Raw genomic sequence first — 26,315 nt, forward strand, 5'->3', positions numbered from 1 at the left:
ATTTCAGCAATGCATAGCTAAAAAGCACAAAACGAGGGCCCGCGCAGCGGCAGGCCAGGCGCTAAGCGCGGGGCGGCGATAACGGGCGCAGCAGCAGGGTGAACAGCGCCAGCCCCACCGGCGCCAGGGATCCCCACAGCACCGCGTTCCAGCCGAAGGCGTTGAGCAGAACGCCGGACGAAAACGAACCCACGATCATCACGCCGAAGACCAGAAAATCGTTGAGCGACTGAACCTGGGTCTTCTCTTCCGGGCGGTGGAAATCGATGATTTTCGCCGAGGCGCCGGTGAAGCCAAAGTTCCAGCCGATGCCGAGCAAAATCAGCGACAGCCAGTAATGATACACCCCGACGCCGCTGAGACCGACCGCCACCGAGGCGCCGGTGATCAGCAATCCCGCCGCCGCCATGCGCGCTGCGCCGAAGCGCTGGATCAGCCGGCCGGTGACAAATCCCGGACCGTACATCGCCATCACATGCCACTGGATCCCGAGGTTGGCGGCCTGCTGGGAAAGGCCGTGCATATGCATGGAGAGCGGCGCGGCGGTCATCAGAAAATTCATTACCATATAGGCCACCGCGCCGCTGAACACCGTGGTGGCAAAGCCCGGCTGGCGGACAATCTCGCGCAGCGGCCGCCCTCCGCGAACGCTGGCCGCCGCGGGCTCTGCTGGCGTCACGCCTGCCAGCAGAATGGCGGCGAGCGCCGCCACCAGCGCCTGAGCGAGGAAGGTGAAGGCGAAGGTATGAGTCGGCCAGAGGTGCATGGTGCCGGTGACCAGTATCGGGCCAATGATCCCGGCGGCCACGCCGCCGCCCATCACCAGCGACAGCGCGCGGGCGCGACGTTCCGGAGCGACGCCGTCGGTGGCGGCAAAGCGAAAACTGAGCGCCACCGCGGCATAGGCGCCGCCAAGCATCGCGGCGAAACAAAACAGCAGAAAAGAGCCCAGCACCACCGCCAGAGCGGCCGCCAGACCGGTAACCACCCCGGCGCCGGTACCGGCCATAAACGCGGCTTTGCGGCCCCGCTTACGCGCCAGCGCGCCGAAAGGCAGAATCGAGGCCGCCATCCCCAGCACAAACAGGGTGATCGGCAGCGTGGCCAGCGACGGGCTGGGGGCGATAGTATTGCCGACGATAGCGCCGGTGGCGTAGAACACCACCGAGTTGGCGCCGGCCAGCGCCTGAGCGACGGCCAGGCGGATGATATTGTTGTTCTGCGCCGCCAGCGGCAGCATCTGTTCGCTAGACATCCGTTGTTTTCACCAGTTTGAGAGTGGCGCCAGGCGGGTCGTCTGGCATCGCGCCCTGTTTGTTGGGTTCCCTGACCGTTACCTTAGCTGCAAAATACGCTTTTGCACCATAGTGAATAGCAATATCACCCGGCGACCTGGCCCTCTTCTGCGCCAGATAGCCGGGCCGGGCTTCGCAGCCCGCTTTTTTCACGGGATCAGTCGCGCCGCGCCGCGGCGAATTTAGCCGCAATCATCGCTTCCGTCGGCTGGACGCCCCCCAGGCTCCACTGCTCCGGGTCATGTTCATCAATGCGGATCCACACCGACTGGCGGAACTGCGGATCGCCCTGCCCCTCAATCTCCACCAGCAGATCGGTCATCCGCCGCAGCAGCTCACTTTTCTGTTCCGCGGTCATGATCCCTTTAATGGTTTGCACGTTAACAAATGGCACGCTATGCTCCTTAGCATCTAAGTCTAAATTTCAAACTCAGAGTAGAAGGCCAATCTCACGATGTCAAAAAATAAATCATTGCCCTACCTCGATCCTGAGCTGTGCGGCCTGGCGGAAGGAGCCAAAATACTGGGCGACCGCTGGGTGCTGCTGATCCTCCGCGAGGCGTTTTACGGCGTGACGCGCTTTGAAACGATGCAGGCGCATACCCAAATTACCCGCCAGACGCTCACCATCCGGTTGAAAACCATGACCGAAATGGGCTTGCTTCGCAAAGTCCCCTATCGGGAAGCGGGGGCTCGCGAGCGCTATGAATATGTTCTCACCGAAAAAAGCCGTAGCCTGGCGCTGGTGCTGTTCGCCCTGATGGAATGGGGCCACCAGCAGGTGCTGCACAGCACGCCGCATATTGCGCTGGTGGACAGCGCCAGCGGCGAGGCCGTCCATCCCGGGTTCGTCACCGCCAGCGGCAGCGTGGCGAATCCCGCCGCGCTGCAGATCGTTAAGGCAGACGAACGCTGAGAGCGGCGCGGTTGCCCTGATACAGAACTTTCGTAGGCCTCTGGCGGAAGCCGCGACGAGCAGGTATGTTGCATTGCCACGTTACCCGACGACTGGGTGACATTTTGGTTTCATCGAACGGTGCGATAAAGAATGAGGCTCTCTGCCGGGTCCGATCCCGGCTATTATTCGTGGCGCACGCCATGACCGCCCTGGTCCGCCGCTGATCCGCGGATCGTTCATGCTAAAGGAAGAAAATGTCGCTTCGTTCACTGCGGGCTTTATGTTTGACCAGCTTCTTTATCGCCGACGTTCGCGACGGCCTCGGCCCGTTTCTGGGGATCTTTCTCACCCAGCGTCACTGGCAGGCGGAGGACATCGGCCTGTTGATGACCGTCGGCGGCGTGGCCGGCCTGCTGGCGACCCTGCCCGCCGGCTTCATCACCGACACCTCGCGGCATAAGCGCGTGCTGTTGGCCGGGGTCTGCCTGGCGATCACCCTGACCACCCTCCTGCTCTGGTTCAGTCAGAAGACCAGCGTGGTGGCCCTTTCACAGGTTGCCAGCGGGATCTGCGCGGCCTTTGTCGGACCGTTAATCGCCGGGATCACCCTTGGGCTGACCCGACAGCGCGGCTTTAGCGCTCAGATGGGAAAAAACGAAGCCTTCAACCATGCGGGGAATTTCTTCACTGCGCTGATTGCCGGGGCCATCGCCTGGTACTGGGGCATCGGCGGCATTTTCATCCTGATGGCCTGTGCCACCCTGTTTACCCTGATCGCCCTGCTGGCAATCCGCAGCAGCGATATTGACGATGACGCCGCCCGCGGCCTCGAGTCGGCCGTCACGCCCGCTGTGCCTGGGTTTGCCATCCTGTTCCGCCATACGCCGCTGCTGATCGCCGGCGTGACCCTGATGCTGTTCCATCTCGCCAACGCCGCGCTGTTGCCGATGCTCAGCATGCGGATCGCCGCCGCGCCGGGACACCTCAATCCGGGGCTGTTTGCCGCCGCCACGGTGATTATTTCGCAGGTGGTGATGATCCCGGTGGCCATCCGGGTCGCCGGCAGCATCGACAAATATGGTTACTGGCGATGCATTCTGCTGGCGCTGCTGATCATGCCCATCCGCGCGGCGCTGGCGGCCGCCAGCGACGCCCCGGCGATGATGGTCCCGGTGCAAATTCTTGATGGTCTGGCGGCAGGGATTTTGGGGGTGGCGGTGCCCAGCTTTATCGTCTCGCTGCTGCGCGGCAGCGGGCACGTTAACGCCGGACAAAGCGTGGTGATGCTAATGCAGGGCGCCGGGGCGGCGATGAGTCCGGCGTTAACCGGCGCTATCGCCGGGCGCTACTCTTTTGCTACCGCCTTCGGCGTGCTGAGCGTTATCGCGCTGGTCGCGCTGATAGTGTGGTGGCGCAGCGCCCCGCTGCTCACCAACTCGGTGTCGCCGCCGATCGGCGAGAGCGGCCAGTAAAGAAAGGATATCGTCAGGCGGACAACAGCCCCCTGCTGCCTGCCTGACGTGGGAAAGGCGTTAATTCATCTGCGGATTCAAGGTTATTTGCCGCAGAGCGTTCGCCATTTCGAGCTGAATCAGCTCTTTGACACCTTCGCGCTTAATAAACTGGCTGCGGTGTTTACTTTTTACCTCTTCAAGACTTTTTTTGATCTCCTGCGCCGGCAGTTTATACCAGCCGCGAGCCTGTTTCTCTCCGCCCATTTCCAGCCACAGCGATGAATAACTGGCTTTCACCAGATCGCTTTTCACGTGGTAATCGGAATCGATCGCGTAGACCGTAGTGATGCCGAAATAACGCAGGAAACCATACAGCACGCTCATGATGATATTTTTCGGCCGCGCGCCATGCAGCTCTTTGGTCAGCACCTTCACCTCATCATTGGTGATATCTTTCCCGCCCTGTATTCCGCCGATATAAGCGCGGCCATCGTCGGTACAGGAAAAACAGACGCTATAAACGCGCCGGTCGCCGAGAAACAGCTGCAGCATCAGCTCACCCTCCTCCTGAAACGGCGATGCCAGCAGCTTAACGTCAAGCTTTTCGCCATTTTTCAGAGGAATAGCAAACATCGTCCGGCCAAAATCCGCCACGTTATAGAGCTGCGGCAGCACATCGGGCTGAAACGTTTTCTCGATAAAATTCAGCGAACCGTGGGCAATATCCAGCTTGCGCCGTTTTGACATCCGTTTATTAAGATAGGCCTTAAAGGGTTTATCCTCGAAAGGCACCAGTCCCTGGGTCACGGCGGTCAATCGTGCGCACTGATATTTGGCGCAAAGTCCTTGATATTCTCTGTATTTACCTCCTGCGAGCGAGAGCTCTCTGCATTTTCGTAAGAATTTTTTATAGCTTATTTTGACCTGACCGATCACTTTATTATGTTTACGCCATTCTTTGATGGCGCCTGTAACAGTATGTTCCATTGATTAAGATCCATAGATTCATCCATAATCGCGGCCATATTAACATAAAAGCCATTCGTCAATGCTTAATTACACCTTCGTTGTCCTTTCATTTAATATTTAGGCAGGAAATTATTCTGGTGGAGATATTTAAAGCTAACGCCATCCTGTCAACGGTTATTTATGGTGGGTTTTATCTGCTGCCGGCGGACTTAACGCTCTGTGCGTTCGGCGCGAAGAGCGGTTACCTCCGCAGGCGGTTATGCCCTATACTTGACGCTGATTCAAAACCAGCAACGATAGGTAACTTATGGAAATTGATCTCGACAACCTGGTCTTCAGCGGCCTGGATGAAGCGGAAGAGCGCAACGCGGAGCGTCTGGAAGAAGCGGACAAAAAAGCCCAGGCGATCGTTGCCGATGACGATTGCGGCGACGCCTGTAAAATCTGATTATCAAACCGGCCTGCGGGCCGGTTTTTTTTCCCCACGCCCCCTCAGGTGGGTAAATACCCTTTCAACGTATCCAGCAGCGCCTGCGCCGCCTTCGACAGCGGCAGATGTCCGGCATGGATCGCCCCAACGCACTTTTCAATCGGCGGATCGCTGAGCGGAATGCACACTGCCCCCAGCGAGGTCATCTGCGTTTTGCATAGCGCCGGCACCGCGCTGCCTCCCAGACCGCTGGCTACCATCCTCCCCACCGTCACCAGTTGGTGGCTCTCCAGCGCCACGTCCAGCTGACGCCCGCTGCGCGCCAGCGCCTCCTCCAGCATCAGGCGCACCGCCGAGGGACGCTGGAGGGTGATAAAGTCGAGAGTTAACAGCTCCTGCCAGGTGAGCTTTTTTTTCTTCGCCAGCGGCGATTGCCGGGGAACGATCGCCACGAAGCGGTCCACCGCCAGCGGGGTAAACAGCAGGTTGTGGTTGGGCGATGGCTCGAAAGCGATGCCCATCTCTACCCGCCCCTCACGCACCATCTCGATTACCTGCTCATTGATCACATCATGCACCGTGACGTTCACCCCGGCATAGCGGTCGCGGAAGGCTTTCAGCGCCTCCGGCAGAACGTTGGCGGCGAACGACGGCATCGCGGCGACCGAGATTTTGCCGCGCTGCAGGGTAAAGCTCTGGCGCATCGCCTCCTCAACGTTATCCCAGTCGGCCAGCAGTTGACGGGCCATCGGCAGAAAGAGTTCCCCCTCCTGGGTGAGGGTCACTTTGCGGGTGCTGCGCTGCAGCAGCGCGCCCCCCAGCGCCTCCTCCAACCCTTTGATGGTCAGGCTGAGCGCTGGCTGCGACAGATTCAGCCTTTCGCTGGCGTGGGCGAAATTGAGAGTGTGAGCTACCGCTAAAAACGCGCGTAACTGTTTGACACTCATTCTCATTTTTCATCCTGTTAACTAATTGAAAGAAATTAGTTAACAGGAAATTAATTAAATTTCCAAATGAGTGAGTCACAAATTCAAAATTATCAAATCAGTCGCCCGCGCCAATGATAAGGGTATCGCAAGGCAGGAGAGACAAGATGGCAGGACTGGATAAACGCGTCGCCAGCTACGAAGCGGCGCTGGAAGGGTTAACGGACGGCATGACGCTGCTCGCCGGCGGCTTCGGCCTGTGCGGTATACCCGAGAATTTGATCGCCGAGGTGAAGCGTCGCCAGGTGAAGGGGCTGACGGTGGTTTCCAACAACTGCGGCGTCGATGGCTTCGGTCTCGGCATGCTGTTGGAGTCGCGCCAGGTCAGCAAGGTAGTGGCCTCTTACGTCGGGGAAAACGCGCTGTTTGAACAGCTGGTGCTGAGCGGCGAGCTGGCGGTAGAGCTCACCCCGCAGGGAACGCTGGCGGAAAAAATCCGCGCCGGCGGCGCCGGGATCCCCGGCTTTTACACCGCCACCGGCTATGGCACGCCGGTCGCCGAAGGCAAAGAGGTGCGCCAGTTCGACGGTAAAAATTACATTCTTGAACAAGCTATTCGCGGCGATTTCGCCCTCGTGAAGGGCTGGAAGGCTGACTGGTACGGCAATGTGGTTTATCGCCATACCGCACAGAATTTCAACCCGCTGATGGCCACCGCCGGGCGCATTACGGTGGTGGAGGTGGAAGAGATTGTGCCGCCGGGCGAACTGCCGCCCTCCGCCATTCACACCCCGGGGATCTATGTCGACCGGCTGATCGTCGGGCAATTCGAAAAACGCATTGAACAGCGCACCTTGCGCGCCGGAGGGCACTGAGATGTTAACCCGCGAACAAATGGCGATGCGCGTCGCCCAGGAGCTGCGCGACGGCGACTACGTCAACCTCGGGATCGGTATCCCGACGCTGGTGGCCAATTACATTCCCGCCGGCATTGAAGTGATGCTCCAGTCGGAGAACGGCCTGCTGGGGATGGGCGAGTTTCCCGATGAGCAAACTCTCGACGCCGACATGATCAACGCCGGCAAACAGACCGTCACCGCGCAAACCGGGGCGGCGATCTTCGATTCGGCCCAGTCGTTCGCCATGATCCGCGGCGGCCACGTCGATCTTACGGTTCTTGGCGCCTTTGAGGTCGACGTCGCAGGGAATATCGCCTCGTGGATGATCCCCGGAAAAATGGTCAAGGGGATGGGCGGCGCCATGGACCTGGTGGCCGGCGCGCAGAACATCATCGTGGTGATGACCCACGCCTCAAAGAACGGCGAATCCAAACTGCTGCCGCAGTGCACCCTGCCGCTCACCGGCGTGGGCTGCATTCGCCGGGTGCTCACCGACCTGGCCCTGCTGGACATTGTCGACGGGGCGTTTGTCCTGCGCGAAGTGGCCCCGGGGGTCAGCCCCGACGAAGTGATGCGTAAAACGGCGGGACGGCTGATCGTCGCCGACGACGTGCGCGAAATGCGCTTCAGCTAAGGAGAGACCATGACCGATATTGCCATAGTTGCTGCCGTACGCACCCCGGTCGGCAGCTTTCGCGGCGCCTTCGCCCCGCTTTCCGCCGTCGACCTCGGCGCGGCAGTGGTGCGCAGCCTGCTTGAACGCTGCCAGCTGCCCGCCGCAGCGGTCGATGAACTGATTTTCGGCCAGGTGCTCACCGCCGGCTGCGGGCAGAACCCGGCGCGCCAGACCGCGCTGCGGGCCGGCCTGCCGGTGGACACTCCAGCGGTCACCGTCAATCTGGTGTGCGGCTCAGGGCTGAAAGCGGTTCAGCAGGCGGTGCAGGCGATCCGCTGCGGCGACGCCGAGATCGTTATCGCCGGCGGCCAGGAGAGCATGAGCAATGCTCCCTATCTGATGAATGGCGCCCGCGACGGCCTGCGTTTCGGCCATGCCAGCCTGCAGGACAGCATGATCCAGGACGGCCTGTGGGACGCTTTTAACGACTACCACATGGGCATTACCGCCGAGAACCTTGCCGACGCCTTCGACATCAGCCGCGAGCGCCAGGACGCCTTCGCCGCCAGCTCCCAGCGCAAAGCGGCGGCCGCTATCGCCGCCGGACGCTTTCGCGAGGAGATCGTCCCGGTCAGCGTCCCGCAGGGCAAAAAGCCGCCGCGTGTCGTGACCGACGATGAGCAACCGCGCCCGGAGACCAGCGAGCAGCAGCTGGCCAAGCTGCGCCCGGCGTTTCGCCCGGCTGACGGCAGCGTCACCGCCGGGAATGCCTCATCGCTGAACGACGGCGCTGCGGCGGTCCTGCTGATGAGCGTCGATAAAGCGCACGAGCTTGGGCTGCCGGTGCTGGCGCGCATTGTCAGCGCGGCGGTCGCCGGGGTCGACCCGTCGGTGATGGGCATCGGCCCGGTGAGCGCCTGCCGCCAGGCGCTGCAGCGCGCCGGCTGGACGCTGGACGAGGTGGATCTGATCGAAGCCAACGAGGCCTTTGCCGTGCAGGCGCTGGCCGTCGGCCAGCTGCTCGAATGGGACAGCGAGAAGGTCAACGTTAACGGCGGCGCCATCGCCCTGGGCCATCCCATCGGCGCCTCCGGCTGCCGGATCCTCGTCAGTCTAGTGCATGAGATGCAGCGCCGGGGCGCCAGCAAAGGGCTGGCCACCCTGTGCGTCGGCGGCGGACAGGGCATCGCCATGACCCTTCAACGTTAACAGGAGCCACTATGTTTACACCACGCCTGGCGGTACTCGGCGCCGGACTGATGGGCGTCGGCATTGCCTGCCATTTCGCCCGTCACGGTCACGCCGTCCGCCTGTATGACACCGATCCGCAACGTCTCGCCGAGATACCCACAGTAGCCGAGGCGATCCTGCGCGAGCTGGAGGCGAGCGGTCAGCAGGCTCCCGCCGACCGCGGCGCCGTGCTGAGCCGTTTAACCCCTACCCCGGCGCTGCAAGCGCTGGCGGACGCCACGCTGCTGATTGAAGCGATCCCCGAACGGCTGGGGCTGAAGCACGCCCTGTATGCCGAACTGGAAACGCTGATCGCCGACGAGGCGATTATCGCCAGCAACACCAGCGGCCTGCCGCCGGATCGGCTGGCGCAGGGCATGCGCCTCCCGGAACGGCTACTGATCGCCCATTTCTGGCATCCGCCGCACCTGATCCCGCTGGTGGAAGTGGTGCCCGGGAGCGCCACCCTGCCTCATCTGGCGCGCCAGGTGAGCGACTTTTGCGCCGCCTGCGCGCTGGAAGCGGTGGTGCTCAACCGCGCCGCGCCGGGCTTTGTCGGCAACCGGCTGCAGTTCGCCCTGCTGCGCGAAGCGCTGCATATCGTCCACAGCGGCATCGCGTCCCCGGAGGTGGTGGACCAGGTGATGCGCGCCTCGCTGGGGCGCCGCTATGCGATGGTCGGCCCGCTGGAGGCAGCGGACATGACCGGCCTGGCGACGGTCCAGGATATCTGCCAGCACTTGCTGCCGGAGCTGGCCAGCGGCACCGAGATGATGTCGCTGGTGGCGGAGAAAGTAGCGCGAGGCGACACCGGCGCCCGCAGCGGGCAAGGCTTTTACCGCTGGGACGAGGCCCGGCGCCAGCGCATCCAGTCGCGCCGGGAACACCAGCTGCGCTTCGCCCTGAAGCCCTAGTATCGCGTTCTGTACCCCTACAATAACAATGAGAGTGAGACGTCGTGATGAGTGTGATAATAGCCCTGGCCGCGCTGGCATTACTGATGCTGGCAGCCTACCGTGGATACAGCGTGATCCTCTTTGCGCCGATCGCCGCCCTCGGCGCGGTGCTGCTCACCGACCCGGGCGCGGTCGGCCCGGCCTTTACCGGCCTGTTTATGGAAAAAATGGTCGGCTTTGTGAAGCTCTATTTCCCGGTGTTTCTGCTGGGCGCGGTATTCGGCAAGCTGATTGAGCTGTCGGGATTCTCGCGGTCGATTGTCGCCGCCGCCATCCGCATCCTTGGACGCCGCCATGCGATCCCGGTGATCGTGCTGGTGTGCGCCCTGCTGACCTACGGCGGGGTATCGCTGTTTGTGGTGGCCTTTGCCGTCTACCCTTTCGCCGCCGAGCTGTTTCGCCAGAGCGGGATCCCCAAACGGCTGATCCCAGCCACCGTCGCCCTCGGGGCCTTCTCGTTTACCATGGACGCCCTGCCCGGCACGCCGCAGATCCAGAATATTATTCCCACCAGCTTCTTCGGCACCAACGCCTGGGCGGCCCCGTGGCTGGGGCTTATCGGCTCGCTGTTCATTATCCTCTTCGGTTTGCTGTGGCTGGAGCGCCAGCGCCGCAAAGCGCAGGCCAGCGGCGAAGGCTATGGGACCGACCTGCAAAATGAGCCGGAGACCCCGGATGACATCAACCTGCCGCATCCGCTGATCGCTATCGCCCCGCTGCTGCTGGTGGGGGTGCTGAATCTGCTGTTTACCCACTGGATCCCGCAGTGGTACGGCGCCAGCCATGAGCTCACCCTCCCGGGTCTGGCGAAGCCTGTGGTCACCGAGGTGGGGAAAATCACCGCCATCTGGGCGGTACAGGCGGCGCTGCTCTCCGGCATTGTGCTGGTACTGGTCTGCGGCTACCGCAATATTCGCGGCCGGCTGGCAGAAGGAAGCCGGACGGCGGTGGGCGGGGCTATTCTCGCGGCGATGAACACCGCCTCTGAGTATGGCTTCGGCGCGGTTATCGCCGCCCTGCCGGGTTTCCTGGTGCTGTCGAAAGCCCTCGCGGCTATTCCCAATCCGCTGTTAAACGAGGCGATCAGCGTCACGGTGCTGGCCGGGATCACCGGCTCGGCCTCCGGGGGAATGAGCATCGCCCTGGCGGCGATGTCCGAGACCTTTGTCGCCGCCGCCCACGCCGCCAATATTCCGCTTGAGGTCCTGCACCGCGTCGCCGCCATGGCCAGCGGCGGCATGGATACCCTGCCGCATAACGGGGCGGTGATCACCCTGCTGGCGATCACCGGCCTGAGCCATCGCCAGGCCTACGGCGGCATTTTCGCCATCACGGTGATCAAAAGCCTCGCGGTACTGTTTGTCATTGCCACGTTCTATGTGACCGGCATTGTCTGAGACCCGACTGAAGGAGAAATATGATGAATTTAAACGGTAAAACAGCGCTGGTCACCGGCTCCACCAGCGGCATCGGCTTAGGGATCGCCAAAGTGCTGGCGCAGGCAGGCTCCCAGCTGGTGCTCAATGGCTTCGGCGACAGCAGCCACGCCCGGGCTGAAGTCGCCGCGCTGGGCAAGATCCCCGGCTATCACGACGCCGACCTGCGCGACGTCGGGCAGATCGAGGCGATGATGCGCTATGCCGAAAGCACCTTCGGCGGCGTCGATATCGTGATCAATAACGCCGGCATCCAGCACGTGGCCCCGGTGGAGCAGTTCCCGGTGGACAAATGGAACGACATCATCGCGATCAATCTCTCCAGCGTCTTCCACACCACTCGCCTGGCGCTGCCGGGCATGCGCCAGCGCAACTGGGGGCGCATCATCAACATTGCTTCAGTGCATGGCCTGGTGGCGTCGAAAGAGAAATCGGCCTATGTCGCCGCCAAGCACGCGGTGGTCGGCCTGACCAAAACCGTGGCCCTGGAAACCGCGCGCAGCGGCATCACCTGCAACGCCATCTGCCCCGGCTGGGTGTTGACTCCGCTGGTGCAGCAGCAGATCGATAAGCGCATCGCCGAGGGGGTCGACCCGGAGCAGGCCAGCGCCCAGCTGCTGGCGGAAAAGCAGCCCTCCGGGGAGTTTGTCACCCCGCAGCAACTGGGCGAAATGGCGCTGTTTCTGTGCAGCGACGCCGCCGCCCAGGTGCGCGGCGCGGCGTGGAACATGGACGGCGGCTGGGTGGCGCAGTAAGCCGCAGGCGTCGCGAAGATCAGAACATCGCCAGAAAGCGTTTCACCGTGCGCGAGCGCTCGAAGCGCCGCCAGGCGATGGCGATATCGGTCTTCAGCGGCGCCCCGCTGAGCGGGTGATAGCTGACGTTCGGCTGCTGGATGCAGGTCATTGACTGCGGGACCAGCGCGAAGCCGAACCCGGCATTGACCATGCTCAGCGACGACGAAATCTGCGACGACTGCCAGGCGCGCTCCATATCGATGCCGGCGCGCAGGCAGCTGTTGTACACCAGCTCATACAACCCCGGAGCCACTTCCCGCGGGAAGAGGATCGGCGCCACGTCGCGCAGCTGCTCCAGGGCCAGGGTCGGCTGCGTCGCCAGCGGGTTATCGCGCGGCAGCGCGATAACCATCGGCTCCTCATCGATAATCCGCAGATTAAAGGCCTTACTGCTCTCGCACGGCAGACGGACGAAGGCAATATCCAGCTCGGCCTCGCTCAGGGCGGTCATCAGATTGGCCATGTTGTCTTCCATCTGGTGCAGGGTCACCCCGGGGTGGTCGAGCTGAAAACGGTGCAGCAGCGTGAAGATTTGCGGGTGGAAAGCATCAGAACTGGTAATGCCTAGCGACAGGCTGCCGTTCATCCCGCGGGCAATGCCCTTGGCCTTCTCCAGCGCCGCATCGCTCATGGCGAGGATCTGGCGGGCATCCTCATAGAACGACTCACCGGCCTCGGTGAGCTCCACCCCGCGGGTCAAACGCCGAAACAGCGGGGTCCCCACCTCGCGCTCAAGCCGCTGAATTTGCTGACTTAACGGAGGCTGTGAAATACCCAGTTCCTTGGCGGCCTGGGTGAAGTGCCGCGTCCTGGCGACGGCGACAAAATAGCGAAGATAACGAAGTTCCATATCGAAAACGTCTCAAACCAGCATGGTTTCTATATTGGAACTGTGAGCTGAATCGGGTCAACATTTATTTAACCTTTCTTATATTTGTTGAACGAGGAAGTGGTATATGAATCATTCTGCTGAATGCACCTGCGAAGAGAGTCTATGCGAAACCCTGCGGGCGTTTTCCGCGCAGCATCCCGAGAGCGTGCTCTATCAGACATCGCTCATGAGCGCCCTGCTAAGCGGGGTTTACGAAGGGAGCACCACCATCGCCGACCTGCTGAAGCACGGCGATTTCGGTCTCGGCACCTTTAATGAGCTGGACGGGGAGCTGATCGCTTTTAGCAGTCAGGTCTATCAGCTGCGGGCCGACGGCAGCGCGCGCAAAGCCCAGCCGGAGCAGAAAACGCCGTTCGCGGTGATGACCTGGTTCCAGCCGCAGTACCGGAAAACTTTCGACCACCCGGTGAGCCGCCAGCAGCTGCACGAGGTGATCGACCAGCAAATTCCCTCTGACAACCTGTTCTGCGCCCTGCGCATCGATGGCCATTTCCGCCATGCCCATACCCGCACCGTACCGCGCCAGACGCCGCCGTACCGGGCGATGACCGACGTCCTCGACGATCAGCCGGTGTTCCGCTTTAACCAGCGCGAAGGGGTACTGGTCGGCTTCCGTACCCCGCAGCATATGCAGGGGATCAACGTCGCCGGGTATCACGAGCACTTTATTACCGATGACCGCAAAGGCGGCGGTCACCTGCTGGATTACCAGCTCGACCACGGAGTGTTGACCTTCGGCGAAATTCACAAGCTGATGATCGACCTGCCCGCCGACAGCGCGTTCCTGCAGGCCAATCTGCATCCCGATAATCTCGATGCCGCCATCCGTTCCGTAGAAAGTTAAGGGGGTCACATGGACAAACAGTATCCGGTACGCCAGTGGGCGCACGGCGCCGATCTCGTCGTCAGCCAGCTGGAAGCCCAGGGGGTACGTCAGGTGTTCGGCATCCCTGGCGCCAAAATCGACAAGGTATTCGACTCACTGCTGGATTCCTCCATTCGCATTATTCCGGTACGCCACGAAGCCAACGCCGCGTTTATGGCCGCCGCCGTCGGGCGCATTACCGGTAAAGCCGGCGTGGCGCTGGTCACCTCCGGCCCGGGCTGCTCCAACCTGATCACCGGTATGGCCACCGCCAACAGCGAAGGCGACCCGGTGGTGGCCCTGGGCGGCGCGGTGAAACGCGCCGATAAAGCCAAACAGGTCCACCAGAGTATGGATACGGTGGCGATGTTCAGCCCGGTGACGAAATACGCCGTCGAGGTGACCGCGCCGGACGCGCTGGCGGAAGTGGTCTCCAACGCCTTCCGCGCCGCCGAGCAGGGCCGCCCGGGCAGCGCTTTCGTCAGCCTGCCGCAGGATGTGGTCGATGGCCCGGTCAGCGGCAAAGTACTGCCGGCCAGCGGGGCCCCGCAGATGGGCGCCGCGCCGGATGCCGCCATCGACCGGGTGGCGAAGCTTATCGCTCAGGCGAAAAACCCGATCTTCCTGCTCGGCCTGATGGCCAGCCAGCCGGAGAACAGCGCGGCGCTGCGCCGTTTGCTGGAGGCCAGCCATATTCCGGTCACCAGCACCTATCAGGCCGCCGGGGCGGTGAATCAGGATAACTTCTCTCGCTTCGCCGGCCGGGTCGGGCTGTTTAACAACCAGGCCGGGGACCGTCTGCTGCAGCTCGCCGACCTGGTGATCTGCATCGGCTACAGCCCGGTGGAATATGAACCGGCGATGTGGAACAGCGGCAACGCGACGCTGGTGCATATCGACGTCCTGCCCGCCTATGAAGAGCGCAACTACACCCCGGACGTCGAGCTGGTGGGCGATATCGCCGGCACCCTCAACAAGCTGGCGCAAAATATCGATCGCCGGCTGGTGCTCTCCCCGCAGGCGGCGGAGATCCTCCGCGACCGCCAGCACCAGCGCGAACTGCTGGACCGCCGCGGCGCGCAGCTGAATCAGTTTGCTCTGCATCCGCTGCGCATCGTTCGCGCCATGCAGGATATCGTCAACAGCGACGTCACGCTGACCGTGGACATGGGCAGCTTCCATATCTGGATTGCCCGCTACCTGTACAGCTTCCGCGCCCGTCAGGTGATGATCTCCAACGGCCAGCAGACCATGGGCGTCGCCCTGCCCTGGGCCATCGGCGCCTGGCTGGTCAATCCTGAGCGCAAAGTGGTCTCCGTCTCCGGCGACGGCGGCTTCCTGCAGTCGAGCATGGAGCTGGAGACCGCCGTCCGCCTGAAAGCCAATGTGCTGCACCTGATCTGGGTCGATAACGGCTACAACATGGTGGCCATCCAGGAAGAGAAAAAATATCAGCGCCTGTCCGGCGTCGAGTTCGGGCCGATGGATTTTAAAGCCTATGCCGAGTCCTTCGGCGCCAAAGGATTTGCCGTGGAAAGCGCCGAGGCGCTGGAGCCGACCCTGCGCGCGGCGATGGACGTCGACGGCCCGGCGGTGGTGGCCATTCCGGTGGATTATCGCGATAACCCGCTGCTGATGGGCCAGCTGCATCTGAGTCAGATTCTGTAAGTCATCACAATAAGGAAAGGAAAATGAAAAAAGTCGCACTTGTTACCGGCGCCGGCCAGGGGATTGGTAAAGCTATCGCCCTTCGTCTGGTGAAGGATGGATTTGCCGTGGCCATTGCCGATTATAACGACGCCACCGCCAAAGCGGTCGCCTCCGAAATCAACCAGGCCGGCGGCCGCGCCATGGCGGTGAAAGTGGATGTCTCCGACCGCGATCAGGTGTTCGCCGCCGTCGAACAGGCGCGCAAAACGCTGGGCGGCTTCGACGTCATCGTCAACAACGCCGGCGTGGCGCCGTCCACGCCGATCGAGTCCATTACCCCGGAAATTGTCGATAAAGTCTACAACATCAACGTCAAAGGGGTGATCTGGGGCATTCAGGCGGCGGTCGAAGCCTTTAAGAAAGAGGGGCACGGCGGGAAAATCATCAACGCCTGCTCCCAGGCCGGCCACGTCGGCAACCCGGAGCTGGCGGTGTATAGCTCCAGTAAATTCGCGGTGCGCGGCTTAACCCAGACCGCCGCTCGCGACCTCGCGCCGCTGGGCATCACGGTCAACGGCTACTGCCCGGGGATTGTCAAAACGCCGATGTGGGCCGAAATTGACCGCCAGGTGTCAGAAGCCGCCGGTAAACCGCTGGGCTACGGTACCGCCGAGTTCGCCAAACGCATCACCCTCGGTCGGCTATCCGAGCCGGAAGATGTCGCCGCCTGCGTCTCCTATCTTGCCAGCCCGGATTCTGATTACATGACCGGTCAGTCATTGCTGATCGACGGCGGGATGGTATTTAACTAATAAATAATAAGCTCTGACATGGCTTGCCCCTGCTTGTACGCAGGGGCTTTTTTTGGTTTGGGTGTAAGTGTAAGCATCCTGGCGAAACGAAGCATCAATATTTGCGGGCTTCTGGCGTTATTAGTTACGCTTCTGGCACGACGTGGGCAATTCAGTTGAAAATATACTTCGCTGGCTCAGGCTCCAGCACTGCGGTCCGGAAGATGTTCATGTGGTGATGGAGGCCACCGGTGTTTACCACGAACGGCTGGCTACTGAGTTACATGATGCCGGTTACCTTCTGTTAAGAGACTGGCCTCCATTCAATTATCGGATGTATTGGATGGCCAGTGAATTTTTACAGTGAATAATCATTGTTATAAAAATGTGATAAAATATATAGGCCGTTCATCTCCACCACAATTCTGCCTGAACGCCAAAGCTTAACTGACGGCTTTTATCGTCATTGAAACTGAAATTAGTAATTTCGTTATGAATTGCATCCATATAGGTGGTATAGAAGCGAATTTCCGGGCGTGATTTTAACATGCTATTTGCAACTTTAAGTGCATGATAAACTGTTGCTTTATAGCCTGATTCCCGAAGAGTTCCGTCGATATTAGTATTTCTTTGATTAAAATAAGCCAACTCTATTCCTGTTTGATTATACTGATCCCAAATCCAGGCTGGCCGAACCACTGCACGCAAAAATTCCGAGTCAGAGTGTGGATGTTTATCTTCAATGGTATGAATATTTTTAGCCATCCCAGCAACTACTGTGCTGGCCATTATTATATTGGGGGATAAATAATTTTCCCCTTGTGTGATAAAGCGCCATGTATAGCCACTGGCACTGCCTGGTATATACAAATAGCCCGGTTCTGAGTCATTTATTTTAGCCATGCTACTAGCAATCGAATTATTACCAAGTTGAAACCCAAATTCATTGAAACCACCATCATCATGTTGTGTGGTTAAAGTGATAGTTCCCATTGCAGCATCTTTAAATTCGATATCATTCTGGCTATCTGTTTTATTTGCCATATGATATTTACCATCTATTTCCAATGTCTTATTATGAGATACAGGTATTTTATTATAACGAAAATCAATGAAATTCGTGTTGACTGTTTCATCAGCAGCATCCTTATCCTGACGTTGTAATGCAATATCCAAACTACCAACAGGCAATGTGATATTTTCTAAGCCTACACCGCCTGCGGTTACTGCATTATGATATTTCCAGTCAAGCATCTGGAGTTCTCGTTTAGCAATTTTATGCTTACCAACCCACAATATTGCATCAGGAATTGGTGGTATAAAACCCGTGGTTTTTAGATACATATCTGAAAATTGTAGATAACTGCCCTTCTCAGAGGGTGTATCGAACCATCCACTGGAATTTGACTGGCTAACATTACCGTCCAGAGTAACGATTGCTTCAGCCTCTCTAGTTTGATCTTTAAACACTCGCTGTGTAAAGGTGAGATCAAACCACCCCGTGTTTTCATTACCATATCGTCCAAGACTACCAATGGCATAGTCTTTCGGACCACCATTGGTTGTTGTTGCCATTCCTGCACGAAAATAACCGGAATAATTAAACCCTATTTCCTTCTTAATCTTTAACGCAAGATCGTGGAATTCACTATCCGACATATTATTAAATGTACCTGCCTCATTCGTCGAGGCGGATAATGGTTCACCTGTCGTTATTTTATTCGCAATTAATTTTTTGTTGTCATTCTCTTTGAATTTTAACTTATCGTCGTTCGATAACTCTTCCTTTAACTTCCGAACAATTGCATCAATATCCTCCGGCGAAAGAGTCGGTGCAGAAATAGCATAAGCATTAACTAGTAGAAGTGCAGAAATACATATAAGTTTTGTAAGGCTGTTCTTGATTGCCATCAATTAGTACCCTTGTGATTTTGATTTTATTGTTGTTTGCCAAGCGTTAACAATAAGTATTTATGAACACTATCATCTGTTAAATAAAAGATAAACAGCATCCCCCCATCTAATTTTTAGGTTAACCAGATGGGGTATACTTTATAATTAATCAAATAAATAATTCAGGGCCTGGACAAGCCATTCTTGCTAATCACATCTTTATACCACCAGAAGCTTTTTTTCGGGATTCTGGCGAGCTCTTTAAGATCAAATTCATCACGATCAACATATATAAATCCATACCGCTTGCCATAGCCTTGATGGGTGCTGATTAAGTCTATAGCGGCCCAGGGACAATAAGCGAAAATTTCTACACCATCGGTTATTGCAAGCTGCATTTGTTCAATATGCTTTTGTAAATAATCAATGCGGTATTGATCATCAATTTTACCATTTACAAGACAATCATGTTGACCTAACCCATTTTCAGAGATCATGATGGGTAATCGATATTTATCCCATACGGCTCTTAAAGTCGTGCGAAAACCTATAGGGTCGACCAGCCAGTTATAATCTGTTTTCTCGAGATAAGGGTTAACTGCTGCCCGATAAATACCTTCCTCACCATAGGTGATCTGCTGATCACCTTCGCGGAAGGTAATATCATGACCATCATTACGACTCGCACTGACCGTCATTGTGGCATAATAATTAATAGAAATGAAATCAGGGTTAGCATTCTTCAGTATTTCATCATCTCCCTCCAGGACATCAGGCTGATAACCTCGATCACATAAATATGACCAGGCGAGGCTGTTATATTGGCCATAAACTGCCATATCAAGATAAAGCCAACAACGAATTGCCATCCAGTTGTCTGCTGCAATAATATCCTCTGGATGGCAGGACGCTGGGTATACCGATATAATATTTGGTGCTGGTCCAATCTTACCCTCAGGCACACGTTCGTGGCACAGTTTCATCACTGCTGCCTGTGCTACAAACATATGGTGTGCTTCCTGGTAAGCGTGTTTTTTGCTGTTATGTTTTTTTCCAATGGCATTACCGTGTAAAATCATTACGTTTTGTTCGTTTATAGTTAAAAAATATTTTACCCGGTCACCAAAACGATCAAATATCAATCTCGCGTATTCTATAAATGCATCAATGGTTTTTCTTGAACTCCATCCACCTTGCTCTTCAAGTTTCAATGGCAAGTCAAAGTGATACAGAGTCAATATAGGCTCTATATTGTAACGCAACAGCTCATCAATTAAATTATTATAGAAATCAACCCCTTTCTCGTTTATTTCACCTTGCCCCTGAGGCAATACTCTCGACCATGAAACTGAAAAACGATAACTTTTTAATCCCATTTGAGCAAATAAACGAACGTCTTCTTTATAGCGATGATAATGATCGCTCGCTACAGTAAAATCGGTAATGTCAGCATGCCGGGCACCAAGGGCATCCTGGACCGAAGGACCTTTGCCATCGCAATTCCACCCTCCTTCAACCTGGAAAGCTGAAGTCGATGCTCCCCATAAAAATTCATCCGGAAAAACTTTAAGATTTTTGTATAGCATATTAAGCCCTTAATATTATTGATTCGGAATACATTTATAACTTGACGCTCATTATCTTTTTCGTGGCGTCAATTACCTTGTGTTGGTCTTGTGTATATTCAAGCTCTGAAGTTTCTTCAAGATTAGTAATAATAACAGGGGTGTGCAGAGAAAGACCGGCTGCGCTAATCGCCCCAATATCAAATTCAATCATGAGTTGTCCTGAAGTCACCTTCTGTCCTTTTTCAATGTAAGACTTAAAGGGCGCCCCTTTCAATGACACGGTATCAATACCTACATGGATCAATAGTTCAACACCATTATTTGATTCCAGACAGATAGCATGTAAAGTCGGGAAAACTGAAACAACGGTACCGTCAAATGGTGCCAATACCTTTCCTTCAACAGGAACGATGGCTAATCCTTTTCCAAGGGCACCGGAAGAGAAAACTTCATCCTCTACTTCTTCTAATGGGATTACATTCCCTTTTATTGGATTCATTATCCCTTCTATATTATTTTTTTCTGCTGAAATGTGCGATTCTGCAGGTGCTTCAGCATTACCGGTACACACTGAAGCCGGTTCGTATTTCAGACTAAGAATATAGGTAAGGATAGCCGTTACTATAACGGAAATAAGTAATGCAATAAGAATATTAAAGATGTTCCACAGGTTCTCGCCAAGATATAAAGGCAGGGCTGGAAGTCCCGATGATCCCACGGCATAACGATACACATCTGTAATCCCGGCATATAAACCACCGCAAGCGGCTCCTGTCATACAAGCGATTAACGGGTATTTTTTTGGTAAATTTACACCATAGAGTGCAGGCTCTGTAATCCCCATTAGTGCAGTGATTCCTGAAGAACGTGCGATTTGACGAGTAGTATTCTCCTGAGTTCTAAAACCAACAACCAGCGCAGCAACGGCCTGACTGATATTGGCTATCATCGCACCTGGACCAATAATATTTTCGACTTTTAATGTTGTAAGTTGTGCAATAGAAAGTGGCGTAATGCTAAAATGAATGCCAAACATAACTAATATTGGCCAAAGTGTTGCTACAAGGAAAACCACTGTCCAACTACCGACAGATTGTAAACCCACAAAAGCTAATGCAATATAATCTCCAATATACCCTCCCAGTGGACCAAGCAGCGTTAACCCTATAATACCGACAAACATCAGAGTCAACATAGGGACAAAGATAATCTTGATGGCATTAGGCACTATTGTATTCAAAAAACGTTCAACAAATGACTGTAGCCAAACAATGAGTAAAATTGGAACAACAGAGGAACCATAGTTTACGAGCCTAACAGGCAACCCAAAAATCTCTATTGGATCGCCTGTCAATCGTAACTGGACAAATTGAGGATGAAGTAAAATACCACCAAGCACTGCGGCAAGTATTGGATTGCACTTTAATTTTGATGCCGCATTATAGGCAAGTAAAATTGGCAAAAAGTAAAAAACAGCGTCAGACATAAAGTTTATAACTACATAGGTCTTCTCTTCCTTACCAATAAGGTTAAACACGACAAGTAAAGCCAGCAATGCTTTTACCATCCCTGCCCCGGAAATAGCGGGTATGAGAGGGTTGAATGTTCCAGAGATAAAGTCCATAACTGAACTTAAACTTATTTTTCTATTCTTCGATGTGGATATATTAGAACTGCTGGAGCTGCGTGCTGGGTACGCGTCATTAAATGCATCAAAAACATCCTTAACATGAGTGCCGACAACCACCTGGCACTGACCTCCACTCATAATGACATTGATTACCCCTTCAAGGGATTTCAATTTAGCAATGTCAATATTATTATCAACCAAAACAAATCTCAACCGAGTTTGGCAATGGGTTAAATCTTTTACATTCCCAATCCCGCCAATATGAGAAATTATAGAGGTTATCAGATTATGGTATTTACCGCTCATTAAGATTCTCCAGTTTTTGATGCTGGGAATCTAACAGTTGAAAAATATTGAATCAAATACCTTTAAACTATGCATTACTATGCCTCACAGGCATGGTAATCGTAATGACACAGCAACAAAACCTCTTGATAATCATCGGGTTTGTTTTTTTCGCTTTTACATAAACTACTGTTACTGGTCGATTTCAGTATGTCCATAATCATAAAACGAGATCCAGATGCTACTTTTACAGCATAAGAATTCAACCTCCTTTAAATAATGTGATGGATATCACAACTATAATGAAGATAAAGAGTTCATGTTTTGGCTGTTTGTCCGGTTAAATCACCCTGACATTAATCGTTAGACGTTGGCTATTAGTATTCAGGTTGGTTCAGATAGCGTGAAATCGTTTTAACAAATAAATCTGTTGCGGTATTAAATATACGGCCTTTTTTCCATAGAACCAGGCTTTGTGTACGCCTTATCGGGTTAAACTGCCGAAAAGTTAATCCATTCACATTACGTACAAGTGGGCTATCAATACATACCACGTAACAAATACCTTTCCTGACGCTTTGAATAGGTATGACAAGACTGTTGTAGGTTCCTAATATATTAATATGATATTTCGAGCGGCCAAACCAGTTTTCTATTTCATTAATAACAGAAGGCCTCGCTGGAAGCATCAGTGGCTGATGGATCAGATCTTTCATTTCAACTTTTTCCTTTTTGGCTAAAGGATCGTCGACGGGTAGCAGCACACCCCATTCTTCATATGTGGGTAATCTTATGACGTTATAACTTAATGTATCAACCGGGTCTAATAACACACAAATATCAACCTCTCCTTCATCCATTTTTTTGATGATATATTCTGTTACGCCAGAATAGAAGTTAAACCTGACGTTAGGGTAAGATAAAGAGAAGGGTTTAATTAAGTCTAAAAGTAATTCGCTACCCTGTGACTCCACTATTCCAATGGTAACTTCACCAGAAACTAAAACATTCTTTTCGGTTAGTTCTTTTATTGTTAGTGCAGCAAGATCCAAAATATCTCTGGCGCGACTCTTTAATAATTTACCTTCTGGTGTGAGGGTCATTGCCCTGCCATTTTTTTCGAACAACTCCACACCAAGGCTCTGTTCAAGCATTATTAGCTGGCGACTTAATGTTGGCTGCGTAATGTGTAGCAAATCCGCAGCCTTGGTAATATTGTTAGTGTTTGAAACGGTCAGGAAGTAACGTAGAATTTTTAGGTCCATATAGCCACCAAATTTAACATATGAATCCCAACTATACTTGAGATATTAATAAGTGTTAACAGCCCATGGAGATTTTTGTTACCAATAGCGCATTATGAAAGCAGGGATGTTTGATGCGATCACCAATGTTACTTTGTCGGGACTGTACTTCGATTTTAATTCCATTGTCGACTACTTGTGAAAAAAACTCATAACACCATTCAATGGCGCATGCTGGTTCCCTTCATACCAGTGCAATACCCTGTCACATACAGAATTGCTGGCAATAAAAGAAGGAACACCGAATGAAGTATGTGAATCTGGGTCGTAGCGGGTTGAAAGTCTCCCGTCTTTGTCTCGGTTGTATGAGCTATGGCGAACCTGAACGGTTGCCTCAACCCTGGTCCCTGGATGAAAAGGCGTCACGTCCGCTCATTCGCCAGGCGCTTGAAGCCGGCATTAATTTTTTTGATACCGCGAATATCTACTCAGGCGGAAGTTCTGAAGAGATTACTGGAAAAGCGCTGAGAGAAATGGCCAGACGTGACGAGATCGTTGTAGCGACAAAGACCTTCTTTCCGTGGCGCAACTCACCCAATACCGGGTTTCTTTCCCGCAAGGCCATTTTTCAGTCTATTGACGATAGCCTGATGCGCTTAGGCATGGATTATGTGGATCTCTTTCAGATTCACCGCTTTGACCACTCCACGCCTGTTGAAGAGACCATGGAGGCTCTGCATGACCTCGTTAAAGCAGGAAAAGTACGTTACATCGGCGCATCTTCTATGGAAGCCTGGCGCTTTGCAAAAATGCAGCATACCGCTGAGCGTAACGGCTGGACCCGATTTATCACGATGCAACCGCAATACAACCTGCTTTACCGGGAAGAAGAGCGCGAGATGCTGCCCCTGTGTGAAGACCAGGGCGTTGGGGTGATCCCCTGGAGTCCGATGGCACGCGGCAGGCTCACGCGCGACTGGAGTGTCACGTCCCGACGAACGCAAAACGATGCCTTTGCGTTAAAAATGTATGAGAACGCAGCCCTTCTGGATAAGCCCGTTATTGATGTTGTTGCCAGCATTGCCGAAAAGCACGCGGTGCCAAGAGCTCATGTTGCAATTGCCTGGCTGTTATCAAAATCCGTCATCACAGCACCGATCATTGGCGCAACGAAACCAGAACATCTTTCCACGGCTATCAGCGCGCTGGACTTTTCTCTGAGCGATGCCGAAATCATAGAACTCGAGGCACAGTATCTGCCGCACCCCGTTGACGGGATCATTCCCCCGCTTCCGGATACGCCGCCTTCCCTCACGCCGCCTTCAGCAATCCAGAACTGTTAACACCCTGCCCTGGCCCGGCGTTGCCGGGTCTGCCAGACCACTCATTCCCGGTCACTGATGTGAAAAGGGAAACGGTGCCGGCGCGAATGCGCCCGATCGAAAAATCATCGCTCCACCAGGTTCGCTCCCGCTGTTGGCGACAATAAACAACTCGCGATGCCCGGGGCGGATCGCCAGGCTTGTCGATTTAAGGTTACGGCCTTCGTCGCGGTCAGGCAGCACAATTTGCCCAATCGGCAGTCCGTTGCGGTTGAAGACCATGACGCGGCCCTGGCCTGAGATGGCCACATATACATTGCCTTCGCTGTCGACACGGGCCCCGTCTGGCGCCGGCCCGGTGAACTGATAGATAACAACTGAACCAAACGGGGCGACCGTGGTGGCGTCTGACAGTCTTACGCGATGAAGCCTGTTTTTAGCGTGTTCTGTGGCCCATATCTGAGTACCGTCAGGGTCAATCGCTATGCCGTTCCCGACTGCGAGCCCAGGCAGGATGGCATGAATTGACCCGACATTGGGACTAACGTAGAACACTCCACCCTGTGGATCGGCTGAATTTCCCCGGCTGTCAGTGAAATAAAATCCGCCCTGATTATCAAAGACCAGGTCGTTGACAAGAAATCCGGCATCAGGAGCAACAATCATCTGCTCACCGGTGCCGTTGGGTTCGATAGCCCGAACAGAACCTCGCTGCATATCGCCCACCGAGGCGATAAAGATCCGTCCATCCTTGTGTACCGCCAGGCCGGAAGCACCGAGCGTATTCTCCTTAAGGACAATGGAAAGCTGCCGCTCCGGGGTGAGCTTAAACACGCGCCCCGTCGCCACATCAACAAACAGCAGGTTATTGTTCCGATCGAACACGATCCCTTCGAGCACGAGCGACGCCTGTGAAACGCTGAAGTACGGCTGGGCCTCCACGGCCTGAAGAGAACGCTCCCAGGGCGGTATGGGGACTGCACTGCATGTAAGCGCTTTATGATTTAGTCCATTCATGTGGTTTATCCCCGGCAATTATACAGAGGGAGACTTCACCTGCAGTCTCCCTGTGACAGCAGGTATTAACTTTTATCAAACTGACTTTCGGTAAACGGATCGGCGCGACCGCCCTGCAATGGGATTTTGGCAAGCGCCGCATCGATTTCGCGTAGCTCGCTGTCCGTCAACCGGACTTGCGGTGCGCCGCTATTTTCTATCAGGTGCGGATATTGCGTCGTACCCGGGATAGGGACAATCCAGGGTCGCTGGGCCATTACCCAGGCCAGCGCGAACTGAACCGGAGTGGTGTTTTTGCGACGGGCCCAGGACTGCGCGAATTCAAGCAGCACCATGTTTTTGGCCAGGGCATCGGGCTGGAAGCGTGGCAGGTTATGCCGCCGATCGGTGCTGTCGAACCGCTGGCTTGGATTGACTGCTCCGGCAAGGAAACTGCGGGCGGTCGGGCAGTAAGGTACGAAACCGATACCCAGCTCTTCGAGCGTTGGAAATATCCGCGTCTCCGGTTCCCGCCACCACATGGCATACTCACTCTGCACTGCAGTCACAGGGAGTACCGCATGTGCGCGCCGGATTGTCCTGGCACTCGCTTCCGACAGTCCCCAGTGTTTCACTTTCCCCTCCTGGATCAGCGCCTTCACGGTTTCCGCCACATCCTCGATCGGCACATTCGGGTCGGGGCGATGCTGATAAAGAAGATCGATGTGGTCCGTTTTCAGACGCTTTAGTGAGCCCTCTACGGCGCGGCGGATATGGTCAGGGTGGCTGTTTAGGGAAGTTGGCTTCCCCTCCTCCACGCCGAAGCCGAACTTGGTGGCAATCACTACACGATCGCGAACAGGGGCCAGTGCTTCCCCGACAAATTCTTCACTGAGATGGGGGCCGTACACCTCGGCAGTATCAAAGAAGGTGATACCTTGTTCGAAGGCTGCCCGGATAAGCGAAACCATGGCTTTACGATCGCGCGGACCTCCGCCGTAATAACCCACCATCGGCAGGCACCCGAGTCCCATGCTGGAAACCTCCAACGAGCCGAGTTTACGCGTGGTTAAGGTTTCCTTCCGGACGGGAACAGCATCCGAAGAGGCGTTCGACGTGTCCTGACCAGCCGGTTTCGCCATCACGGCGCCGCTCCTTCCGAGGGTGGTTGCGGCCAACGCCAGACCGGCGCCGGCGATCAGAAAATTGCGCCGGTCCCGGGAAGCGGGTATGGCAGCAGAAGGCTGGTCATGATTCATCTTGCTCATAAACT

Annotated in this window: 24 protein-coding genes and 1 pseudogene; 14 read left to right on the forward strand and 11 right to left on the reverse strand. The window is 55.3% G+C overall.

What is annotated here, in order from left to right; all coding sequences use genetic code 11:
- Positions 1 to 61: 61 nt before the first annotated feature.
- The gene (locus ACLEXF_RS05680; protein WP_258963770.1) at positions 62 to 1,255 is read right to left on the reverse strand and encodes an MFS transporter; all 1,194 of its coding nucleotides are present in this window, start codon (positions 1,253 to 1,255) and stop codon (positions 62 to 64) included.
- A 197-nt stretch (positions 1,256 to 1,452) separates the two neighbouring features.
- Complete coding sequence (locus ACLEXF_RS05685; protein WP_049003323.1) at positions 1,453 to 1,689, reverse strand: tautomerase family protein; 237 nt, start codon at positions 1,687 to 1,689, stop codon at positions 1,453 to 1,455.
- 60 nt (positions 1,690 to 1,749) lie between these two features.
- On the opposite strand from ACLEXF_RS05685, the gene ACLEXF_RS05690 reads away from it, so the two are divergent.
- Together ACLEXF_RS05690 and ACLEXF_RS05695 are read left to right on the forward strand one after the other, a co-directional pair.
- A complete protein-coding gene (locus tag ACLEXF_RS05690; protein ID WP_155027046.1) occupies positions 1,750 to 2,211 on the forward strand; it encodes a winged helix-turn-helix transcriptional regulator in 462 nt (153 codons plus the stop codon).
- Positions 2,212 to 2,447: 236 nt separating this feature from the next.
- Complete coding sequence (locus tag ACLEXF_RS05695; RefSeq protein WP_155027047.1) at positions 2,448 to 3,665, forward strand: MFS transporter; 1,218 nt, start codon at positions 2,448 to 2,450, stop codon at positions 3,663 to 3,665.
- A 60-nt stretch (positions 3,666 to 3,725) separates the two neighbouring features.
- On the opposite strand, the gene ACLEXF_RS05700 is transcribed toward ACLEXF_RS05695, so the two are convergent.
- Complete coding sequence (locus ACLEXF_RS05700) at positions 3,726 to 4,634, reverse strand: DUF535 family protein (RefSeq protein ID WP_004202981.1); 909 nt, start codon at positions 4,632 to 4,634, stop codon at positions 3,726 to 3,728.
- A gap of 289 nt (positions 4,635 to 4,923) precedes the next feature.
- Between ACLEXF_RS05700 and ACLEXF_RS05705 the strand changes: the two genes are divergently transcribed.
- Positions 4,924 to 5,064: a hypothetical protein gene (locus tag ACLEXF_RS05705; protein ID WP_002908189.1), complete on the forward strand. Its 141-nt coding sequence runs from the start codon at positions 4,924 to 4,926 to the stop codon at positions 5,062 to 5,064.
- A gap of 44 nt (positions 5,065 to 5,108) precedes the next feature.
- Here ACLEXF_RS05705 and ACLEXF_RS05710 read toward each other — a convergent pair whose 3' ends face one another.
- The gene (locus ACLEXF_RS05710) at positions 5,109 to 5,999 is read right to left on the reverse strand and encodes a LysR family transcriptional regulator (protein ID WP_017899570.1); all 891 of its coding nucleotides are present in this window, start codon (positions 5,997 to 5,999) and stop codon (positions 5,109 to 5,111) included.
- A 140-nt stretch (positions 6,000 to 6,139) separates the two neighbouring features.
- On the opposite strand from ACLEXF_RS05710, the gene ACLEXF_RS05715 reads away from it, so the two are divergent.
- From ACLEXF_RS05715 to ACLEXF_RS05740, 6 genes are read left to right on the forward strand one after another with little or no spacing between them, the layout of a single operon-like run.
- Positions 6,140 to 6,847 (forward strand): CoA transferase subunit A, encoded by a 708-nt coding sequence (locus ACLEXF_RS05715; RefSeq protein ID WP_004202983.1) that lies wholly within the window; start codon positions 6,140 to 6,142, stop codon positions 6,845 to 6,847.
- Position 6,848: 1 nt separating this feature from the next.
- On the forward strand, positions 6,849 to 7,505 hold the full coding sequence (locus ACLEXF_RS05720; RefSeq protein WP_004202984.1) for a CoA transferase subunit B: 657 nt from the start codon (positions 6,849 to 6,851) through the stop codon (positions 7,503 to 7,505).
- A gap of 9 nt (positions 7,506 to 7,514) precedes the next feature.
- On the forward strand, positions 7,515 to 8,696 hold the full coding sequence (locus tag ACLEXF_RS05725; RefSeq protein ID WP_043519898.1) for an acetyl-CoA C-acetyltransferase: 1,182 nt from the start codon (positions 7,515 to 7,517) through the stop codon (positions 8,694 to 8,696).
- 11 nt (positions 8,697 to 8,707) lie between these two features.
- On the forward strand, positions 8,708 to 9,631 hold the full coding sequence (locus ACLEXF_RS05730; RefSeq protein ID WP_043519889.1) for a 3-hydroxyacyl-CoA dehydrogenase family protein: 924 nt from the start codon (positions 8,708 to 8,710) through the stop codon (positions 9,629 to 9,631).
- Positions 9,632 to 9,675: 44 nt separating this feature from the next.
- Positions 9,676 to 11,070, forward strand: coding sequence for a GntP family permease (locus ACLEXF_RS05735; RefSeq protein ID WP_196531944.1), 1,395 nt, complete (start codon positions 9,676 to 9,678; stop codon positions 11,068 to 11,070).
- A 23-nt stretch (positions 11,071 to 11,093) separates the two neighbouring features.
- Positions 11,094 to 11,864 carry a 3-hydroxybutyrate dehydrogenase gene (locus ACLEXF_RS05740; protein ID WP_423265761.1) on the forward strand — a complete coding sequence of 257 codons (771 nt, stop codon included), beginning with the start codon at positions 11,094 to 11,096 and terminating at the stop codon, positions 11,862 to 11,864.
- Positions 11,865 to 11,883: 19 nt separating this feature from the next.
- On the opposite strand, the gene ACLEXF_RS05745 is transcribed toward ACLEXF_RS05740, so the two are convergent.
- Complete coding sequence (locus tag ACLEXF_RS05745) at positions 11,884 to 12,756, reverse strand: LysR family transcriptional regulator (RefSeq protein ID WP_004145376.1); 873 nt, start codon at positions 12,754 to 12,756, stop codon at positions 11,884 to 11,886.
- A 106-nt stretch (positions 12,757 to 12,862) separates the two neighbouring features.
- On the opposite strand from ACLEXF_RS05745, the gene budA reads away from it, so the two are divergent.
- The 4 genes and pseudogenes from budA to ACLEXF_RS05765 all read left to right on the forward strand — a co-directional run.
- Positions 12,863 to 13,642 (forward strand): acetolactate decarboxylase, encoded by a 780-nt coding sequence (gene budA / locus ACLEXF_RS05750; RefSeq protein ID WP_002908205.1) that lies wholly within the window; start codon positions 12,863 to 12,865, stop codon positions 13,640 to 13,642.
- Between the two features lie 9 nt (positions 13,643 to 13,651).
- On the forward strand, positions 13,652 to 15,331 hold the full coding sequence (gene alsS, locus ACLEXF_RS05755; RefSeq protein ID WP_043519886.1) for an acetolactate synthase AlsS: 1,680 nt from the start codon (positions 13,652 to 13,654) through the stop codon (positions 15,329 to 15,331).
- 23 nt (positions 15,332 to 15,354) lie between these two features.
- On the forward strand, positions 15,355 to 16,125 hold the full coding sequence (locus tag ACLEXF_RS05760; RefSeq protein ID WP_004151179.1) for a (S)-acetoin forming diacetyl reductase: 771 nt from the start codon (positions 15,355 to 15,357) through the stop codon (positions 16,123 to 16,125).
- Between the two features lie 148 nt (positions 16,126 to 16,273).
- Positions 16,274 to 16,402: pseudogene (locus ACLEXF_RS05765) on the forward strand (IS110 family transposase); the annotation flags it as partial.
- Between the two features lie 110 nt (positions 16,403 to 16,512).
- On the opposite strand, the gene ACLEXF_RS05770 reads toward ACLEXF_RS05765, so the two are convergent.
- The 4 genes from ACLEXF_RS05770 to ACLEXF_RS05785 all read right to left on the reverse strand — a co-directional run bounded on the left by ACLEXF_RS05770 (position 16,513) and on the right by ACLEXF_RS05785 (position 22,745).
- Positions 16,513 to 18,015 (reverse strand): carbohydrate porin, encoded by a 1,503-nt coding sequence (locus ACLEXF_RS05770; protein WP_049004054.1) that lies wholly within the window; start codon positions 18,013 to 18,015, stop codon positions 16,513 to 16,515.
- A 164-nt stretch (positions 18,016 to 18,179) separates the two neighbouring features.
- Entirely contained in the window at positions 18,180 to 19,583 is a 1,404-nt protein-coding gene (locus tag ACLEXF_RS05775) for a glycoside hydrolase family 1 protein (RefSeq protein ID WP_049004055.1), read from the reverse strand.
- A gap of 34 nt (positions 19,584 to 19,617) precedes the next feature.
- Positions 19,618 to 21,501 carry a beta-glucoside-specific PTS transporter subunit IIABC gene (locus ACLEXF_RS05780; RefSeq protein WP_049004056.1) on the reverse strand — a complete coding sequence of 628 codons (1,884 nt, stop codon included), beginning with the start codon at positions 21,499 to 21,501 and terminating at the stop codon, positions 19,618 to 19,620.
- 356 nt (positions 21,502 to 21,857) lie between these two features.
- Positions 21,858 to 22,745 carry a LysR family transcriptional regulator gene (locus ACLEXF_RS05785; RefSeq protein ID WP_040241338.1) on the reverse strand — a complete coding sequence of 296 codons (888 nt, stop codon included), beginning with the start codon at positions 22,743 to 22,745 and terminating at the stop codon, positions 21,858 to 21,860.
- Positions 22,746 to 23,029: 284 nt separating this feature from the next.
- On the opposite strand from ACLEXF_RS05785, the gene ACLEXF_RS05790 reads away from it, so the two are divergent.
- Positions 23,030 to 24,067 (forward strand): aldo/keto reductase, encoded by a 1,038-nt coding sequence (locus tag ACLEXF_RS05790; protein ID WP_064189808.1) that lies wholly within the window; start codon positions 23,030 to 23,032, stop codon positions 24,065 to 24,067.
- Between the two features lie 51 nt (positions 24,068 to 24,118).
- Here the strand turns inward: ACLEXF_RS05790 and ACLEXF_RS05795 are convergent, their stop codons facing one another.
- Complete coding sequence (locus ACLEXF_RS05795; protein ID WP_407259765.1) at positions 24,119 to 25,063, reverse strand: SMP-30/gluconolactonase/LRE family protein; 945 nt, start codon at positions 25,061 to 25,063, stop codon at positions 24,119 to 24,121.
- 65 nt (positions 25,064 to 25,128) lie between these two features.
- Positions 25,129 to 26,310, reverse strand: coding sequence for an aldo/keto reductase (locus tag ACLEXF_RS05800; RefSeq protein WP_053810921.1), 1,182 nt, complete (start codon positions 26,308 to 26,310; stop codon positions 25,129 to 25,131).
- Positions 26,311 to 26,315 lie beyond the last annotated feature (5 nt).

The organism is Klebsiella pneumoniae complex sp. WS1778 (genome assembly GCF_049472055.1).
Classification (GTDB): Bacteria; Pseudomonadota; Gammaproteobacteria; order Enterobacterales; family Enterobacteriaceae; genus Klebsiella; species Klebsiella quasipneumoniae.

Bases quoted from the DNA above. Each gene is read 5' to 3' on its own strand.
- ACLEXF_RS05680 (WP_258963770.1), bottom strand. From the start codon at position 1,255: ATGTCTAGCGAACAGATGCTGCCGCTGGCGGCGCAGAACAACAATATC.
- ACLEXF_RS05690 (WP_155027046.1), top strand. From the start codon at position 1,750: ATGTCAAAAAATAAATCATTGCCCTACCTCGATCCTGAGCTGTGCGGC.
- ACLEXF_RS05695 (WP_155027047.1), top strand. From the start codon at position 2,448: ATGTCGCTTCGTTCACTGCGGGCTTTATGTTTGACCAGCTTCTTTATC.
- ACLEXF_RS05700 (WP_004202981.1), bottom strand. From the start codon at position 4,634: ATGGAACATACTGTTACAGGCGCCATCAAAGAATGGCGTAAACATAAT.
- ACLEXF_RS05705 (WP_002908189.1), top strand. From the start codon at position 4,924: ATGGAAATTGATCTCGACAACCTGGTCTTCAGCGGCCTGGATGAAGCG.
- ACLEXF_RS05710 (WP_017899570.1), bottom strand. From the start codon at position 5,999: ATGAGAATGAGTGTCAAACAGTTACGCGCGTTTTTAGCGGTAGCTCAC.
- ACLEXF_RS05715 (WP_004202983.1), top strand. From the start codon at position 6,140: ATGGCAGGACTGGATAAACGCGTCGCCAGCTACGAAGCGGCGCTGGAA.
- ACLEXF_RS05720 (WP_004202984.1), top strand. From the start codon at position 6,849: ATGTTAACCCGCGAACAAATGGCGATGCGCGTCGCCCAGGAGCTGCGC.
- ACLEXF_RS05725 (WP_043519898.1), top strand. From the start codon at position 7,515: ATGACCGATATTGCCATAGTTGCTGCCGTACGCACCCCGGTCGGCAGC.
- ACLEXF_RS05730 (WP_043519889.1), top strand. From the start codon at position 8,708: ATGTTTACACCACGCCTGGCGGTACTCGGCGCCGGACTGATGGGCGTC.
- ACLEXF_RS05740 (WP_423265761.1), top strand. From the start codon at position 11,094: ATGAATTTAAACGGTAAAACAGCGCTGGTCACCGGCTCCACCAGCGGC.
- ACLEXF_RS05745 (WP_004145376.1), bottom strand. From the start codon at position 12,756: ATGGAACTTCGTTATCTTCGCTATTTTGTCGCCGTCGCCAGGACGCGG.
- budA (WP_002908205.1), top strand. From the start codon at position 12,863: ATGAATCATTCTGCTGAATGCACCTGCGAAGAGAGTCTATGCGAAACC.
- alsS (WP_043519886.1), top strand. From the start codon at position 13,652: ATGGACAAACAGTATCCGGTACGCCAGTGGGCGCACGGCGCCGATCTC.
- ACLEXF_RS05760 (WP_004151179.1), top strand. From the start codon at position 15,355: ATGAAAAAAGTCGCACTTGTTACCGGCGCCGGCCAGGGGATTGGTAAA.
- ACLEXF_RS05770 (WP_049004054.1), bottom strand. From the start codon at position 18,015: ATGGCAATCAAGAACAGCCTTACAAAACTTATATGTATTTCTGCACTT.
- ACLEXF_RS05775 (WP_049004055.1), bottom strand. From the start codon at position 19,583: ATGCTATACAAAAATCTTAAAGTTTTTCCGGATGAATTTTTATGGGGA.
- ACLEXF_RS05780 (WP_049004056.1), bottom strand. From the start codon at position 21,501: ATGAGCGGTAAATACCATAATCTGATAACCTCTATAATTTCTCATATT.
- ACLEXF_RS05785 (WP_040241338.1), bottom strand. From the start codon at position 22,745: ATGGACCTAAAAATTCTACGTTACTTCCTGACCGTTTCAAACACTAAC.
- ACLEXF_RS05790 (WP_064189808.1), top strand. From the start codon at position 23,030: ATGAAGTATGTGAATCTGGGTCGTAGCGGGTTGAAAGTCTCCCGTCTT.
- ACLEXF_RS05795 (WP_407259765.1), bottom strand. From the start codon at position 25,063: ATGAATGGACTAAATCATAAAGCGCTTACATGCAGTGCAGTCCCCATA.
- ACLEXF_RS05800 (WP_053810921.1), bottom strand. From the start codon at position 26,310: ATGAGCAAGATGAATCATGACCAGCCTTCTGCTGCCATACCCGCTTCC.